17 protein-coding genes are annotated in these 14,484 nt (G+C 69.3%); 10 read left to right on the forward strand and 7 right to left on the reverse strand.

Translation table 11 applies throughout. From position 1 onward, the window contains the following. Nucleotides 1–489 precede the first annotated feature (489 nt). The gene (locus tag ACFZCP_RS07385; protein WP_391424924.1) at nucleotides 490–750 is read right to left on the reverse strand and encodes a hypothetical protein; all 261 of its coding nucleotides are present in this window, start codon (nucleotides 748–750) and stop codon (nucleotides 490–492) included. After that, a complete protein-coding gene (locus ACFZCP_RS07390; RefSeq protein ID WP_391424926.1) occupies nucleotides 732–953 on the reverse strand; it encodes a hypothetical protein in 222 nt (73 codons plus the stop codon). Before ACFZCP_RS07390 ends, ACFZCP_RS07385 begins: the two co-directional genes overlap by 19 nt. Nucleotides 954–1,339: 386 nt before the next feature. On the opposite strand from ACFZCP_RS07390, the gene ACFZCP_RS07395 reads away from it, so the two are divergent. Then, on the forward strand, nucleotides 1,340–1,918 hold the full coding sequence (locus ACFZCP_RS07395; protein WP_391424927.1) for a TetR family transcriptional regulator: 579 nt from the start codon (nucleotides 1,340–1,342) through the stop codon (nucleotides 1,916–1,918). Between the two features lie 106 nt (nucleotides 1,919–2,024). Beyond that, nucleotides 2,025–2,495, forward strand: a complete 471-nt coding sequence (locus ACFZCP_RS07400; protein WP_391424929.1) for a DIP1984 family protein — start codon at nucleotides 2,025–2,027, stop codon at nucleotides 2,493–2,495. A gap of 352 nt (nucleotides 2,496–2,847) precedes the next feature. Here ACFZCP_RS07400 and ACFZCP_RS07405 read toward each other — a convergent pair whose 3' ends face one another. The 3 genes from ACFZCP_RS07405 to ACFZCP_RS07415 all read right to left on the reverse strand — a co-directional run bounded on the left by ACFZCP_RS07405 (nucleotide 2,848) and on the right by ACFZCP_RS07415 (nucleotide 6,263). Further along, complete coding sequence (locus tag ACFZCP_RS07405; protein WP_391424931.1) at nucleotides 2,848–3,564, reverse strand: PaaI family thioesterase; 717 nt, start codon at nucleotides 3,562–3,564, stop codon at nucleotides 2,848–2,850. A 151-nt stretch (nucleotides 3,565–3,715) separates the two neighbouring features. Next, entirely contained in the window at nucleotides 3,716–4,975 is a 1,260-nt protein-coding gene (locus ACFZCP_RS07410) for a DUF5933 domain-containing protein (protein WP_391424933.1), read from the reverse strand. Between the two features lie 571 nt (nucleotides 4,976–5,546). Then, nucleotides 5,547–6,263 carry a hypothetical protein gene (locus ACFZCP_RS07415; RefSeq protein ID WP_391424935.1) on the reverse strand — a complete coding sequence of 239 codons (717 nt, stop codon included), beginning with the start codon at nucleotides 6,261–6,263 and terminating at the stop codon, nucleotides 5,547–5,549. 225 nt (nucleotides 6,264–6,488) lie between these two features. Between ACFZCP_RS07415 and ACFZCP_RS07420 the strand changes: the two genes are divergently transcribed. Then, entirely contained in the window at nucleotides 6,489–6,782 is a 294-nt protein-coding gene (locus ACFZCP_RS07420) for a twin-arginine translocase TatA/TatE family subunit (protein WP_391424937.1), read from the forward strand. A gap of 200 nt (nucleotides 6,783–6,982) precedes the next feature. Then, nucleotides 6,983–7,912, forward strand: a complete 930-nt coding sequence (locus ACFZCP_RS07425) for a GNAT family N-acetyltransferase (RefSeq protein WP_391424939.1) — start codon at nucleotides 6,983–6,985, stop codon at nucleotides 7,910–7,912. 274 nt (nucleotides 7,913–8,186) lie between these two features. Here ACFZCP_RS07425 and ACFZCP_RS07430 read toward each other — a convergent pair whose 3' ends face one another. Beyond that, nucleotides 8,187–8,771: a TerD family protein gene (locus ACFZCP_RS07430; RefSeq protein WP_391424941.1), complete on the reverse strand. Its 585-nt coding sequence runs from the start codon at nucleotides 8,769–8,771 to the stop codon at nucleotides 8,187–8,189. 416 nt (nucleotides 8,772–9,187) lie between these two features. Between ACFZCP_RS07430 and ACFZCP_RS07435 the strand changes: the two genes are divergently transcribed. Both ACFZCP_RS07435 and ACFZCP_RS07440 read left to right on the forward strand, forming a co-directional pair. After that, complete coding sequence (locus ACFZCP_RS07435) at nucleotides 9,188–10,111, forward strand: RNA polymerase sigma-70 factor (RefSeq protein WP_362683880.1); 924 nt, start codon at nucleotides 9,188–9,190, stop codon at nucleotides 10,109–10,111. 276 nt (nucleotides 10,112–10,387) lie between these two features. Beyond that, nucleotides 10,388–10,978, forward strand: a complete 591-nt coding sequence (locus ACFZCP_RS07440; RefSeq protein WP_391424942.1) for an NAD(P)H-dependent oxidoreductase — start codon at nucleotides 10,388–10,390, stop codon at nucleotides 10,976–10,978. 84 nt (nucleotides 10,979–11,062) lie between these two features. Here ACFZCP_RS07440 and ACFZCP_RS07445 read toward each other — a convergent pair whose 3' ends face one another. Next, entirely contained in the window at nucleotides 11,063–11,623 is a 561-nt protein-coding gene (locus ACFZCP_RS07445; RefSeq protein ID WP_391424945.1) for a VOC family protein, read from the reverse strand. 205 nt (nucleotides 11,624–11,828) lie between these two features. Between ACFZCP_RS07445 and ACFZCP_RS07450 the strand changes: the two genes are divergently transcribed. The 4 genes from ACFZCP_RS07450 to ACFZCP_RS07465 all read left to right on the forward strand — a co-directional run bounded on the left by ACFZCP_RS07450 (nucleotide 11,829) and on the right by ACFZCP_RS07465 (nucleotide 14,449). Continuing rightward, the gene (locus ACFZCP_RS07450) at nucleotides 11,829–12,884 is read left to right on the forward strand and encodes a methyltransferase (protein WP_391424946.1); all 1,056 of its coding nucleotides are present in this window, start codon (nucleotides 11,829–11,831) and stop codon (nucleotides 12,882–12,884) included. A 127-nt stretch (nucleotides 12,885–13,011) separates the two neighbouring features. Continuing rightward, complete coding sequence (locus tag ACFZCP_RS07455; RefSeq protein WP_391424948.1) at nucleotides 13,012–13,359, forward strand: helix-turn-helix transcriptional regulator; 348 nt, start codon at nucleotides 13,012–13,014, stop codon at nucleotides 13,357–13,359. Continuing rightward, nucleotides 13,356–14,177, forward strand: a complete 822-nt coding sequence (locus tag ACFZCP_RS07460; protein WP_391424950.1) for an HD domain-containing protein — start codon at nucleotides 13,356–13,358, stop codon at nucleotides 14,175–14,177. Before ACFZCP_RS07455 ends, ACFZCP_RS07460 begins: the two co-directional genes overlap by 4 nt. After that, nucleotides 14,174–14,449: a hypothetical protein gene (locus ACFZCP_RS07465; RefSeq protein WP_391424951.1), complete on the forward strand. Its 276-nt coding sequence runs from the start codon at nucleotides 14,174–14,176 to the stop codon at nucleotides 14,447–14,449. Before ACFZCP_RS07460 ends, ACFZCP_RS07465 begins: the two co-directional genes overlap by 4 nt. Nucleotides 14,450–14,484 lie beyond the last annotated feature (35 nt).

Raw genomic sequence — 14,484 nt, forward strand, 5'->3', positions numbered from 1 at the left:
TGGACGGGGGTTGCGCGTGGCGTCCGCGGTTGCGGGGGCGATTTGTAGGGACGCGCGCCTGCGCCCCCCCCGCGTGGGTGATGGCCAAGGAGGTCGAGGAACGGGAGGCTTCCACCTACTCGTGGTGCCGCAGTCCACTCGCCCAGGTTCCCCCCACCCCCCCACCGCGACACCATCGGAGTAAGAGAGGCATTCTACAATGCGACCGCGCGATGCCCCGCTGGCTACAGCGTGACGGGTGGCGGATACAACATCCTCGGCTCGTACGATCTGCCGGCTGGCATTCCCGCTAGCTACCCATCCAGCACGACCGCCTGGACCGTGGAAGGCCTTCCTACACGCAGTGAGGTCTATGCCGTCTGCGTTCTGATCTGACACGCTACCAAAGCCAAGCACGGCGCGGCCGTACGATGCTGGCGTTCCGCCCCGGTGTCTCCCCCGTACACCGGGGCGGTCCGTCTTCAGAGACACCCAGTCGAAGACACCTGGTCACAAGCGCGTGGTGAACCGGCCGTCGGGCAATTTGCGCAGCCAACCGCGGTCGGCCAGTCTGACCAGCTTCCCGCGCAGCGGTTCCAGCTTGGCCCGCACGCTAACGTCCACTCCCAGCACTTCGCCGACCTGTCGGGCCATGGCCGGCCCGGCGGCCTGTCTCACGGCGGCGAGAATGCGTTGGTAGTCCGGCGGGAGCGCGGCATCTTCCATGCCCGGTGTGCGGTGTGGGATCAGCATCACCGCCTGTCCGCCCACCTGCCCACCTGCCCGGGCGTCCGCGCGGCCGAGGCGCGTTCGCCGGCGAGCTGTTCACTCATCCGCTCCAGGACCCCTTCGGCGACCGCGAGTTCGTCGCGCTCGGCCCGTACCTCCGCCAACTGCTTGGCTAACTCTTCTTCGAGTTCGTCCAGTTCCGCGCGCCGCGCGGTGATCCGTTCCAGCAGCTCGGGATCCAGCATGCACTGGATCGTAGAAGGCCACCCCGCCACCGCGAGCAGGAACTGGCAAGCCGAACGCTCCGTCAGACGATCTACTCCGCAGACTGCCGCCCACGACCGGCGTGAGCACCCGGAGAGCCGGTCACACCAGTCCTTTGGCCTGCTACTTCAAGTTGGCGGAGGCTCACTGCACTGCACTGCACCGCACTGCGCTGTACCGCAGGCGCTGCACCGCACGGCACCTGGCGGCTGTCCTCGTCTCGGGAGACGAGGCGACCTGAAGGAAGACCCCTCCCGGCGGTGCGGGCGGGTCCTCGACGACGCGGCAAGTAGTAACTCGACGACACGGCAAGTAGTACTCTGACCGAAGTGGTTCAAACGTAGTACTACAGATGGAGTGGCATCCCGTGGTGAGGCGGAATGATCAGCGGCGCGCCGCACTCGTCGACGCTGCGATCGAAGTGCTGGCCCGGGACGGCGCGCGGGGCCTGACATTCCGGGCGGTGGACGCCGAGGCCTCCGTGCCCGCCGGTACCGCGTCCAACTACTTTGCCAGCCGCGACGACTTGCTGACCCAGGCCGGCGCCCGTGTCTACGAGCGGCTCCAGCCCGACGAGGCCACCATCGCCCGCCAGCGGGCGGCCGGCCGTGACCGGGAGGCCTACGCGCAGACGATGCGGGAACTCGTCGGCCGCGTCGCCTCCTTCCGCACCGGCTATCTGGCCCTGCTCGAACTCCGCCTGGAGGCCACCCGCCGCCCCGAGCTGCGCAAGGTCCTCACCGAACGGGTCCGCGCCGACGTCGACGCCAACGTCGCCTACCACGAGGCCTCGGGCCTCCCCGGCGACGCCATGGCCGTCAAGCTGCTCATACTGGCTCTGAACTGGCTGATCGTCGAGCAGCTCACCCTGCCGGACGTCTTCACGGAGGCGGAGCGCGAACAGCTGGTGACGGCCGCGGTGGAGCGCATCGTGGCGGCGGAGTAGGCGGGCAGGACACAGAACAACGCCCCGCCACCCGGGCCATGTGCGTCCGGGTCCCGCCTGATTCGTATACTCAGGCGATATTTGCAACGGACAGGACAGGGAAACAGTGAAGCTTGCCGAGGCGCTCGCGGAACGAGCCGAAGCGGCACGCCGCGTGGAGCAGCTGCGAGCGCGCATCGTGAGCAGCGCGCGTTACCAGGAGGGCGAGACGCCGGCCGAGGCCGCGGACCAGTTGCTGGCCGAGGCCGACGAGGTGCTGGCCGCCCTGGAGACACTGATCCGGCGGATCAACCGGACCAACGCCGCGACGGACATGGGCCATGACGGCACCCTCACCGATGCACTTGCGCGCCGGGACACACTGCGGCTGCGCCACTCGGTGATCACTGCTGCAGCCGATGCGGCAGCGGGGACCGGCGAGCGGGGCTACGGTCGGCAGCTCCGATCCGAACTGATGATGCTTCCCGCACTTCCCGTCGCAGACCTTCGCGCACAGGCAGATACGCTCGCGCGGGAGATCCGGGAGATCGATGTGCGCATCCAGCGCACGAACTGGGAGGCCGACCTGCTGGACTGAGCAGTCCCGGCAGGGCGTGACGTTGTGGAGCAGGTAGCTGCCTCGGAGGCGTGCACACACCGAGGGCCGGCGGTTTCCGGCCCACGCCTGGCGCGTGAGGAGCAACGCAGGGGTTCGACTCCCCATCAACAGTGCAGCTCAGCATCGCGTACAGGTAATGGTGCACAACGCACAGCACATCACCACGTGCAGATCCAGGACAGCGAGGGTGGGCTCGGGGTTTCCACAACACACCGGACGGGCGCAGGACGGCGCCCGTGACGGGCAGGCACGGGGTCCGCCGAGTCGGCCGAACCCCGTGGGGGCAGAGCTGCCGGTTTCCTGAGCCCTCGGCGGACGCCGGGATGCGATGCTAACGAGGGTCGACCCAGAGGGCCGACGCTACTGCGCACAGGTCGCCCTCCGCCGTGCCCAGGGCAACACCCACCCGGTGCTTACGCCCCTCCTCCGAGAGGACCCACGCGTACGACACCAGCCGTGAGGAGACGGGCACGGGCCGGAGCAGCCGACCCGAGAGCGAAGCCGTCACGGCCCCCTCCCGCAGCTTCCCCAGCAGCCGGCCCGCCGCGTTCCCGGGGCAGTCGAGCGCCCCCCACACCAGCTCTGCCCGCAGCATCCCCTCCGGGTCGGCGAGCGCGGGCCCGGCCGTCCACGCCGCGGCCACGAGATCCCGCCCCGGCACGAGTCCGCAGTGCTGGCGCAGCCCGGTGTCGGGCGTGCGGTCGAGTCCGCAGCCGAAACAGTCGACGGTCCCCTCCGGCGGTGCCGCGCGGTACGCATCGGCCGCCGCCGAGGCCTCGTCCCAGGAGGGCGGTTCGGGGGCTTCGAGGTCGAGCTCGTCGGGTGTGGCCACCGCGAGCACTCCGTCCGCGCCGGTCAGCACGGCCCCGCCATCGGCACTCTCCGCGAGCCCCACCGGTACCTCCACCGGGGTCGGCCGCCGGAAGTCCACCCGTACGGTCTTCGCTGCCGCCCGCCCGGCGAGCACCCCCGCCACGTATCCGCCGAACGCCACCCCGGGGTACCCCCGAAGATGGCCGGGTACCGTGATCGTCTCGATGTCGGTCATGACGCCCACTCCACCACACCCCCCGATCCCGACGGCCGGAGGGATCGCAGAAAGCGCGGATGCGCTGCCCTCGTCCCGTCCCCACCGGGCCGGAGACGCGCTCGGCGCCCGCGTGTCACTCGCCTGGTGAGCCTCGGGTCGTCGGCGCGATTCACACCAGTTCGGGTTGTGGTTCCGGTTGCGGTGCCGGTGTGGCCTTCGGCTCCCACTGTTTGGTCGTGAGTATGTAGCCCTGGATGACCGAGGCCATCGCCAGAATGAGCAGTGGGCCGAACACCCACGGATGTTCGGCCATCGTCACCGGCAGATAGCGATACGACACCAAGAGCGCGGTGAAGACGGCTGTGCCGTATGCGACCAGTCTGATTCCCGACCTGTCCCAGCCACGTTCGAGCGAGCGCAGGGCCGCCTCGATGGTGAGCGTGAACACCACGCCCGCAATGATGTCCGCGCCGTAGTGATAGCCGAATCCCAGCGTTGCTCCGAGCGTGGCGACCAGCCAGAACGCGCCGCCGAATTGCAGAATCCGCGGGCCCTTGCGGGAATGAATGAAGATCGCGGTGGCCCACGCCGTGTGCAGGCTGGGCATGCAGTTTCGTGGGGTGATCTCGTCGAAGACCATCGGGTGCGGCGCATTCACCGGCGGGGTGTCCGGCCACAGGTTGGCCACCGCCCAGTGCCCGCCGTCGGCTCCATAGGCGAAGACCGGTCCCACCACCGGGAAGATCATGTAGATGCCCGGTCCCAGGAGGCCGATCACGAGAAAGGTGCGCACCAGATGATGGCGCGGGAATCGGCGCTCGACCGCCACGTTGCGCAGCTGGTACAGCGCGACGACGACCGCGGCCACCGCGAGCTGAATGTAGACGTAGTCGAGAACATGGGAGCCGATCGGCCCGGTGGCCCGGACGAACCGGCCAACCAGCCACGACGGGTCGCCGAGCGCGTGGTCGGCGGTTGCCACGTACTGGTCGAGCACCGCCGGGCGTGTCTTCGATGTGATGAGCAGCCAGGCATCTCCGGTCTTGCGGCCGGCGACCAGCAGCAGGGCCAGCCCGACGCCCTTCAGCAGCAGGGTGCGTTCCCGGCCGACGCGGCGCGTGACGGCTACGACGGCATAGCCCAGAACCACCCACAGCGCGCCGTTTCCGAAGGGGTGGCCTTCGGTCGTCCTGGCATCGACCGCCCACCGCACCAGAAACAGTGTGATGTCGATGCCGATGGCGATGCCGGCCGCGATGAACCTTTGCCGCCAGGTGAGCACCACCATCATCAGCGCCATGCTGGCGTACAGCAGCGGCCCCGATTTCGGGGGGAATATCAGCTCTCGCGCCTGGTTGGTGACAGGCCCCGGCAGACCGTAGTGGCGTGCTGCGATCTCAAGTGTGATGAGGAACCCGAGGGTTACCACAGCCGCTGCGGTCCACAGTATCGCCCGCGGTTGACGCCACGCGGCGAGAGCATTTCTGCAGTTCAGTCGCGAGAAAACTCGCGATACTATCGATATCAATTATTTGGCCGATTTGTTAGATATTGACTATATGGGCTATTTGTTGGCCTGGATGGCGTAGTTTTCTGTTGAGGCTCGGGTGGTGGGGCCGATCGTCACGAGTTCGAACATGTTATCGGTGTTGTGCGGGTGGGTTTCGTCGGCCACGCGTGGCGCGATGCGAACCGAACCTGCGCTCGACGGTTCGCGGCATGCCGAGCCGGCAGGAATCACGACTGCGGCCGCCTACGGCGACGTCGCCGAGAGCCTCATGGGATCGCCTCCCGTCGGCGGCGGGCCGTCCAAGGGCTCCGCATCGTCGTGCTCAACCGCGTGAAGGGCGGGCGTCCCGTATTCGCTCATCCCACCATTCAACCGGCACCACGCTGCGCCCATCACCGAATTCGGGTCACCCGTCGGGGCGGCCTTCCAGTGCGTCTCGCCCCGGCCGAGGATCAAGGGGTGGTGCGCGACGGCGGCCCGGGAGGGCCCGTCAGCCGCTGACCGTACGGAGGAAGTGGTCGGCGTCCTCGGGTTCGGCCAGCCTTCCTGCCTCCACCCAGGAGCCGTCGGCGAAGCAGAGCCGGAAAGTGGCGAATCCGCGCGGCTGGCCCGCCTCACCTTCGACGCGGACCTGATCCAGGGGGAACTCCACGACGGTCCGGAAGTCGTCGGCCTTGGTGGGCGTCAGCCGGCGGCGAGGTGACGCGGCGATGCAGACGCGGTCGTGCGCCAGAACGACCAGGCGTTTCGGGTTGGGTGAATGCCCGTACCAGCGCAGCAGCAACTGGCCTGCGGTCAGGTTCCAGTCGCCGTCGAAGACGCCGTTGGCCGGGTCCTGTCGGCGATTGCGGGAACGGCCGCGATCCGAGGCGGCGGCTGAGGCGGCCGCTGAGGTGTCGGGTCGGGCGTCGGGCGGAGTCTGCGGCCGACCCGCGTGTGGTTCGTGACTCCGTCGGGACCGGAGCGACCGTTCGAGCCGGGCGTCCAGCTTGCTGATCAGCATCATCGGGATGACGACGAAGAAGAAGGCCACGGCCCCGACGTACAGCAGCCAGTGGTGCCCCGGCTTCAGTCGCCCCCGGCCTGCCGCGCGGTGTACATCCTTGGGTGGTGCGGGAATCGGCTTGTGGATCTCGCACCAGACCAGGGCCACGGGCTCGTCGCCCAGTATCTTCCGGACCCGTCGGTGTACCGCGCGCTTTGCCATGCTGAGGATCCTAGGATGTGCCTCGGCCTGGCCGGTCCGGGGCAAATCCTGCCGGTGCCGCTCCGGCGTGCAGCTGCCGCCATTCTGAGAGGAGCCCCGACGGCCGCCCGCTCTGACGGTTCCTGCGGTCCTTCCGGTCCGAGCTGGAAGTCGGGCTTGTTCCGTGATCACATTCAGGGAGATACTTCTACAACGCTGTAGATTCCTGTGTGGAGGGCAGACCTGATGTTCGGCTTGAGTGAGCTGGCCGTGATTCTCGTAGTCGTCGTCGTGGTCCTCGGGATCAAGAGGCTGCCCGAGCTGACGCGGTCGGCGGGCAAGGCGGTCAGGATCTTCAAGAGTGAGGCCAAGGCGTTCAAGGGGCAGGACGCGTCGGGGTCGGGCACGGGTGGCGGGGCGGGGCCCCGTACAGGGGACCGAGTGGTTTCCGGTGCGGGCGACCAGGTGGTCTCCGATGCGGGCGGCCGGGTGGTCTTTGGCAAGGTGGTCGACCGGGATGACGCCGCACCACGTACCTGAGAAGGTTCTTTCGGTGGGCCGGTGGGCCGGTGGGCCGGTGGGCCGGTGGGCCGGTCGGCCGGTCGGCCGGTGGGCGAGGCGAACCCGCTCGCGATCGGGGGAAGTTGCCTCATGTGACCGGCATGCGTTGCACCCGCTGTGGCGGCAGTTTGTCTCTGGGAGAGCGCTCCCTCCGTCGAGTGCATCGGCAATCATGAGGCATGCGCCTGGACGACTGGCACTTCACCGAAGACGTCAACCACTTCCTCGCCCGAGCCGGAGACTTCCTGCGCTCGCGCCCCGCCCTGCACAACACGCCGCTGACGACGATCGAGAAGCTGCGCGCACACGCACACGGTGCGGACGCATCCGGCGCCGAAGCCACCGTCTTCGGCCGGCTGGAGTCGCGGGGCGAGGTTCGCGCCCTCTGTTACCGCACTCCGCGCGGCCGCCTGACCGTCACCACCCTTACTCCCGGGCAGGCCGACAATCTCGCCGCCCGCCTGGCCGACCTCGGCCGTCCGGTGTCCGGCGTCACCGCGGACCACGACACCGCCACCGTTTTCGCCGAGGCATGGCAGCGGCACACAGGCGCAGAGCCGCAGGCCCATTGGTGGGGCCGTCTCCACCGTCTCGGCACGCTCACCCCACCGGCACCGCGCCCAGAGGGCCAGGGGCGTGTCGCGGTCGGACAGGACCACGAGCGACTCATCCGCTGGTGCAACGAGTTCGCCGCCGACGTCGGAGAAGCCCCTTCCCTGGACGCCGACTCCTGGGCCGGCTCGCGCTTCGCCGACAAGCACTTCACATTCTGGGAGACCCCGGACGGCACTCCCGTCTCCATGGCCGGCTCGACTTCGATGATCGGCGGCATGATCCGGGTGGATCCCGTGTACACCCCGGCCCACCTTCGGGCCCGTGGCTACGCCGGTGCCGTGACGGTCGAGGTGACCAGAGCCGCACTGACCGCGGGCGCGACCGAGGTCGTACTGTTCACGAACCCTGCCAACGCCACCAGCAACGCCCTCTACCAGCGAATCGGTTACGTACCGGTTGCCGACTTCACGGGGTACAACTTCTCCTGCGACGTACCAGAAGCCGCCGATGAGAACCACGACCGGCAGACAACACACCTGGCACCACGAAGCTGATCCGCCGACACGCACGCACTGGTGACAGCAGGGAGGAAGACAAGCACCTGCCGGGTCGACGGTGCAGGTCCAGGTCCAGGTCCAGGTGCAGGTACAGAGAGGCTGCCGGCTCATCGACGGCGCTGGAGGCGGCTCGGCCGCCCTCCCGCCCGCGAGCCGGAGGGCTCGCCGTGCGCGACTCCCAGGCTGGAGTGACGGGAAAAACCGTCCCGGGCAAGCCGCCCCGTCCGTCCCGCGTGCCCCTGGGCCACGGGGGACGGACGGGGCCGACGCACTACTTGCTGATGGCGAAACGCATCAGGGCGTGCTCGTCACCCTGCTTGATCTTCCCGGTCACGTTGATCACCTCGAGCTTCCATGCGCCGCCCACGCGGATGGCCTTGGCCACGGCGCAGCCGTTGTCCTGGGTGAGCAGGCTGGGCCAGATGTCGGCGACCTGCTGGGAGGTCCCGCCGGTCGCGTCGTACACCTTGAAGCTGATGTTGCGCGCCTTCTGGAAGGAGCTGCCCCTCTTGAAGGCGGCGGCGACGAAGACTATCGAGGTGACATTGCCGGGGACGCGCGCGAACTCGACGGTCACCGTCTCGTCGTCCCCGTCTCCGCGGCCGGTCTGATTGTCCCCGCTGTGCACCAGTGAGCCGTTGCCCATGGGGTCCAGAGAGTCCAGGCCGGCCAGGCGCACGGGGTCCGAACCCTGCATGGCGATGGCGATGAGGTCCAGGTCGGTGCCGGCCTTGCGGCGGAGCACGCCCATGACTCCACCGCTGGCGCCCCCGGTGGGGTCCCAGGACACGCCGATCGACAGGTGGGTCACTCCGTCCAGATCGGCCGGGCCGTCTTCCTTGGTGAGCGTGATCATTCGTGGTTCATCCTCTTGGTGAAGGGACTGCAATACGGAGAGTGTGCCGGGAGTTTCTCTCATCCCGTCCAAGGGGGCACGGTCTGCACGCACGATCGGTTCCCGGGCGAGGGTCCATGTGTCCCAGGACTCGCCGCCGCGCAGGAGCACGCGGGTGCCGCCGCCCCTCGCGGACGTCGGCGCGGCGGCGACCGGCAGCCCGTATGGGCTGCGCCGGTGCGACGCCGACTTCCGCCCTCCCATGTCACAGCCGACCGGGCTGTCTTGTCTCGGGTAGCGAAGGCAGATGCTCACGTCGGGAAGGGGATGGCCATGCGGGCGGTCGTGGCAGGCGGGACCGGGGGCACGAACGGCAAACGCGAGGGCGGCCGGGAGACGGCCGGACAGGGTCCCCTGGACCTGCTGGAGGGGGCGGCGTGACCCGGACCGAGGAGTTCCAGGAACTGCGGCCGTTGCTGTTCTCGATTGCCTACCGGATCCTGGGCAGCGTCAGCGAGGCCGAGGACGCCGTCCAGGAGACCTGGCTGCGCTACGAGGCAACCCTGACCTCCCCTGCTTCGGCCAAGGCGTTCCTCTCCACCGTGGTCACCCGCGTCTCGATCAACGTGCTGCGCTCGGCCCGAGTGCGGCGCGAGGAATACGACGGGCCGTGGTTCCCGGAACCGCTGGTGACAGACCCGTACCAGGATCCCGAGCGCTCTGCGGAGCTGGCCGACTCCGTGTCGATGGCGGCGCTTCTGCTGCTGGAACGGCTCAGCCCCCTGGAGCGTGCGGTGTTCGTGCTGCGGGAGGTGTTCGCCTTCGGCTACCCGGAGATCGCGTCGGTGGTGGGCCGCTCGGAGGCGGCGTGCCGCCAGCTGGTGGTGCGGGCGCGCCGTCACATGGACGCGGGCAGACCCCGGTTCGAGGCCGACCGACGCGCGCGCCAACAACTCGCCGAGCGCTTCTTCGACGCCTTCCGGGAAGGAGACCTCGACGGCCTGCGGGAACTGCTCGCAGCCGATGTGCAGATGGTCGCGGACAGCGGTGGCAAGGCGCCGCGCTGGGCCGAGGGCTTCTTCGGCGCCGACCGTGTGTCCCGGGTGCTCGTCGCGCTGTTCCCCCGGTTCGACCGGGTCGGCGGTGTGGTGGAACCGCACCCGGTGAACGGCCAGCCGGGAGCGATCTTCCGCGACCGCGACGCCAACGTCATCAACATCTGGACGCTGGACATCCTCGACGGGCAGATCCAGGCGATTCGCACGGTGAGCAACCCTGACAAGCTCGGGCATGTGGGGCCCGTCGGGGACGCCTGGGCCCTCCTGCGCGAAGCGCAGCAGGCCCACAGGGACACGGACTGACCGGGAGAACCGCCTGCGCTCCACCCTTCGTCGTGCCACGCCTACCGGGCGGACCGGGGGGATCGGTGGACCGGGCGAACCCGTAGAGAGCTGTTCCGGCCGCGCCGAGGGCCATGCAGAGGACCACGCAGAGGGCCGTACAGAGGGCCCCGTACAGAGAACGGCACAGAGGATCGCGCAGAGGGTCACACAGAGGCCCGAAGAGCTGCGATGCCTCGTGGGCGTGCCGGGCCACGGCGCGCCCTTCACACCGCAACCAGGACAAGGGAGTCGGACATGATCAGGATCGGCATCATCATCGGCAGCACCCGCCCCCGCCGCAACGGCGACCGGGTGGCCTCCTGGATACGGGACCTGGCGGCGAAACACGCGGGCGACACCGCGGACTTCGAGCTCGTGGACCTCGCTGAATACGCGCTGCCCCTGCTCGACGAGGCCGTTCCGGCGGCCCAGGCACCGGGACGGCAGCCGCACACCCGGCGATGGGCCGAGCGGATCGGCACGTACGACGGCTACATCATGGTGACCCCCGAGTACAACACCGCCGCGCCCGCCTCCCTGACGAACGCCATCGACTACCTTCACCACGAGTGGGGCGGCAAACCGGTCGCCTACGTCGGCTACGGCATCTACGGCGCGGTCATGGCGGTGCAGAAGCTTCGCGCGCAGGCGGGCGCCCTGCGGATGGCCGACATCGGGCCGCAGGTGGCGCTGTCGCTGCACGAGGACTTCCTGCACTTCACCGAGTTCCGGCCACGGGATCTGCACACGGCGCAGGTGCACGGGCTGGTCGACGAGCTGCTGGCGTGGGCACAGGCACTCGGCACACTGCGCCCGGCTTCCCCCCGAGCGCGCGCGTCCCACTAGTGCTCCAGCAGTAGCCGGTGGTCTTCTGCGTCGAGGCGCGGCTGGGTTCGTGGTGGGACGGCCCATGCCGGGTGCCGGCTGGTCTCAGCCGCGACCCTGCCAGGTGCACAGGCAAACCCGGTTGCCTTCGGGGTCGGCGAGCACCCAGAAGCTCGGCGCCTCTGCATCGCTGACCAGGGTGCCGCCGACGGTGAGGGCGGCGTCGATGCGGGACTGGACCTGCGCGGGATCCACCCACACGTCCGGGTGCCAGCGCTGACGGGGTTCCTCGCTTCCGGATGTCTGGAACCAGACGGTCGGCACAGCGTTGGACGGGTCGCAAAGCTCAGGGCTCGCGGTTCGGCGGCGGGACGACGACCAGTGCGCAGATCGCCAACTGCGTCCCGGGCCACTGACCTGATCAGACGGTGCCGACGAACGTCCGACGGTCGGTTCTGCATCACGGCACACGCGCACACCAGTTCCTGTGCACCTCCTACCGTAGTTCCTGCTCGTCGTCGACGGCGCGTGCCAGTCGTTCGTCACACGGTTCACGGTGGCAGAACTGCTGGAGGACTCTGCCTCGCCGGCCGCCCGAAACCTGTGAGGGAGGCGTCGGCCGGGGCCGTTGCCCCGCCGGAGGTGCCGGAGCAGCCGGAGCGGCACGCGGACGGGGTGCCGGTCAGGCCGACGTGGCTGGGGCGCGACGACCTGTCGTGAGCACGGAGGCCGGCCGAGCAAGGAGGCGCCCGCGCCGAGGAGTTCAGTGGCCGGAGCAGAAGGACCGGGGAGGGTGACCCGGAATCAGTCACCCCGGGGGCCGGTGGGGGACGAGTGCGGTGCGCGCAGGTGAACGCGGGATGATGAAGGGGTGACTGCAGAACAGAACATTCGCTGGTGGGAGAGTTCGGGAGAGGAGCGCTGCGCCCTGTGGCGGTCGGAGAGCGGTGCACTGCCGCCCAAGCGGGTGGTGGTGGCCGACGACCGCATGAACGCGGACACCGCATTCCGCTTGGCCTGCGAAGGGACGGCGCTGTTATGGCGCGGCGACTTCCACAACGCGCGTCAGCTGCTGCAGGCGATGTCCCGTCGTGCCGACCGCAAAGCGCCAAGACCGGGTGGCTCTCTTCTGCAGAGCTTCCATGTGTACCGTCAAGCGCAGGCGCGGCGTGCACGGATCCTCGGCATGCTTCTTCTGCCGGTCGAGGCGGGGCATGTCATCCGGCTGCGCCGGGCCCCGGACGCGCGGCTCGCCTGCGAGCAGGCCTACGGGCAGTGCCAAGAGCCCTATGTGGTGTCACTGCGCGAGCTGCAGGGGGTACTCGGAGCCGGTGAATGGCGCCGGAAGGGGGTCCAGGTACCGGCACTCGGGGAGCCGATCACGCCGCACTACGGGGTGTTCTCCCCGGTACGGGGCGAGTATGTCGACCTGGTGGCCGAAGCACCGCTTCCGGCACAGGGAACGGCCTTCGACATCGGCACGGGCACCGGCGTGATCGCTGCCGTACTGGCCCGGCGCGGTGTCCGACGGGTGGTGGCCACGGACTGCGACGCACGCGCACTCGCCTGCGCGCAGGAGAACCTCGGCCGCCTGGGCGTGTCCACGGTCGTGGATGTCCAGCAGGCGGACCTGTTCCCCGCCGGCCGGGCATCCGTGGTCGTCTGCAATCCTCCGTGGCTTCCCGGCCGGGCCCGAACCTCGCTCGAACACGCCGTCTACGACCCCGGCAGCCGTATGCTCCGTGGGTTCATCGACGGACTCTGCGCGCATCTGGCCCCGGGCGGTGAGGGATGGCTCATCATCTCCGACCTCGCCGAACGTCTCGGGCTGCGCTCCCGGGACGAGTTGCCCGCGCTCTTCGCCAAGGCCGGCCTGAGAGTGGCGGGACGCCTCGCGCGAGTATCCATGCTGCCATCCGGACCGTGAATGCCGATGGACAGTCAACTTGAAGTGACGCAGAGGAACTTGGGAGAGGGGATCGGCGAGGAGGGGTGGGCTCGACGGTTGGCCCTTCTTCTAGACAGCCTGTATATGGGCTATGTAGAGTACGAGTATGGCGATGCTGCGTATGACCCTGCAGACTCAGCTGGTGCTGCGGGCTTTGCTGGAGGATCCCGCCAAGCAGCGTTATGGCCTTGAGCTGTGCGAACTGGCGGAACTGCCATCGGGCACGATCTATCCGATCCTCGCCCGACTGGAACAGGCGGGCTGGGTGGACAGCATCTGGGAGGACCCGGCCGTGCACGAGGCGGCCGGGCGACCGCGCCGCCGCTTCTACCGGATCACCCGGGACGGTGCCGAACACGCTCGTGAAGCCCTGGCGCGTGCCTACCGTTCCCGCAAGCAGCCCTTGCCGGGATGGGCGGCCGCCCTCCCGACCGCCGACGGGGGAGCGTCATGAAGTGCAGGTTACGGCCATGGCGCGCCAGTCGCGCGAGTGGGTCCACGTCCTTCGACGACGTCCTGGCGAGCGTGCGTGCCCACCATCCCGCGGCCGACACGGCGCTGCTCGAATGCGCCTACGTCGAGGCCGCTTTGTGGCACCAGGGCCACACACGCCACAGCGGCCATCCGGTCCTCACACACTGCCTGACGGTCGCAGAAATCGTTGCCGACTGCGGTATGCCGCCGAGCGTGGTCTGCGCCGCCCTGCTGCACGACATCGAGGACACCTCCTGCCCGCCCGGGCGCATCGCAGACCTCTTCGGCTCCGGCATCGCCGAACTGGTGGCGGCGATCCCGGCCGCTCCGTTCGGGACCACCGCCCCGGCCATGGGTCCGCAAGCATCCGGAGCCGTTCCCTCCTTCGAGACGTCCGTCCTGGTCATCCGGCTTGCCGATCGGCTGCACAACATGCGCACGATTGCGTTCCTCTCCCAGGCCACCCGTTACCGCAAGGCCCGTGAAACCGTGGAGGTCTTCGCACCCCTGGCCCGTGCGGCGGGCCTGACCGAGGTGAGCCGAGAGCTGCACGCCTTGGCCTCGGCCACTCTGCAGAGTCCCCCGGCCGCCTACGCCGTGACCGGGCGGACACTGGCCGTCCTCGCACTGCTGCTCCCCTCGAACCGACGCGCGCGGTGGCAGGAGGAATGGACCGCCGAGCTGGCGGCCCTTCGTACCCGCCGGGACCGGACCCGCTACACGGTCCGGGTCCTGCTGCACACCCCGGCCCTGTCGATGACGCTGCGCCGTGCTGTGGGTCAGGAGCAGCAGTGGTGAGTACGGCCGCCCGCGCCGGAAGCCTGCTCGGGGCCGCGGCAACGGCGTCCGTGATGGCCGTCGTGGGCGGCGGTCCGCCCGCCTGGGTGACAGCGGGACTGTGTGCGGCCTCCCTTGTCCTGGCCGCGGCCGTCCTGTTCGGGCCCAGTGAAACCCCGGCCCGACGCCTGGGCCGGCTGATCCAGGTCTGGCGCAGTCCGGGCGTCGTGGGGGAGGCCGAGCCGGACCGGGCGGCGAGCGCTCCGGCTTCGCTCGGTGAAGAAGGCGGCTGACAGGGACGCACCGCCGTACGTCACCCGACCGCGTC

Source organism: Streptomyces sp. NPDC007971 (assembly GCF_042958635.1).
Taxonomy (GTDB): Bacteria; Actinomycetota; Actinomycetes; order Streptomycetales; family Streptomycetaceae; genus Streptomyces.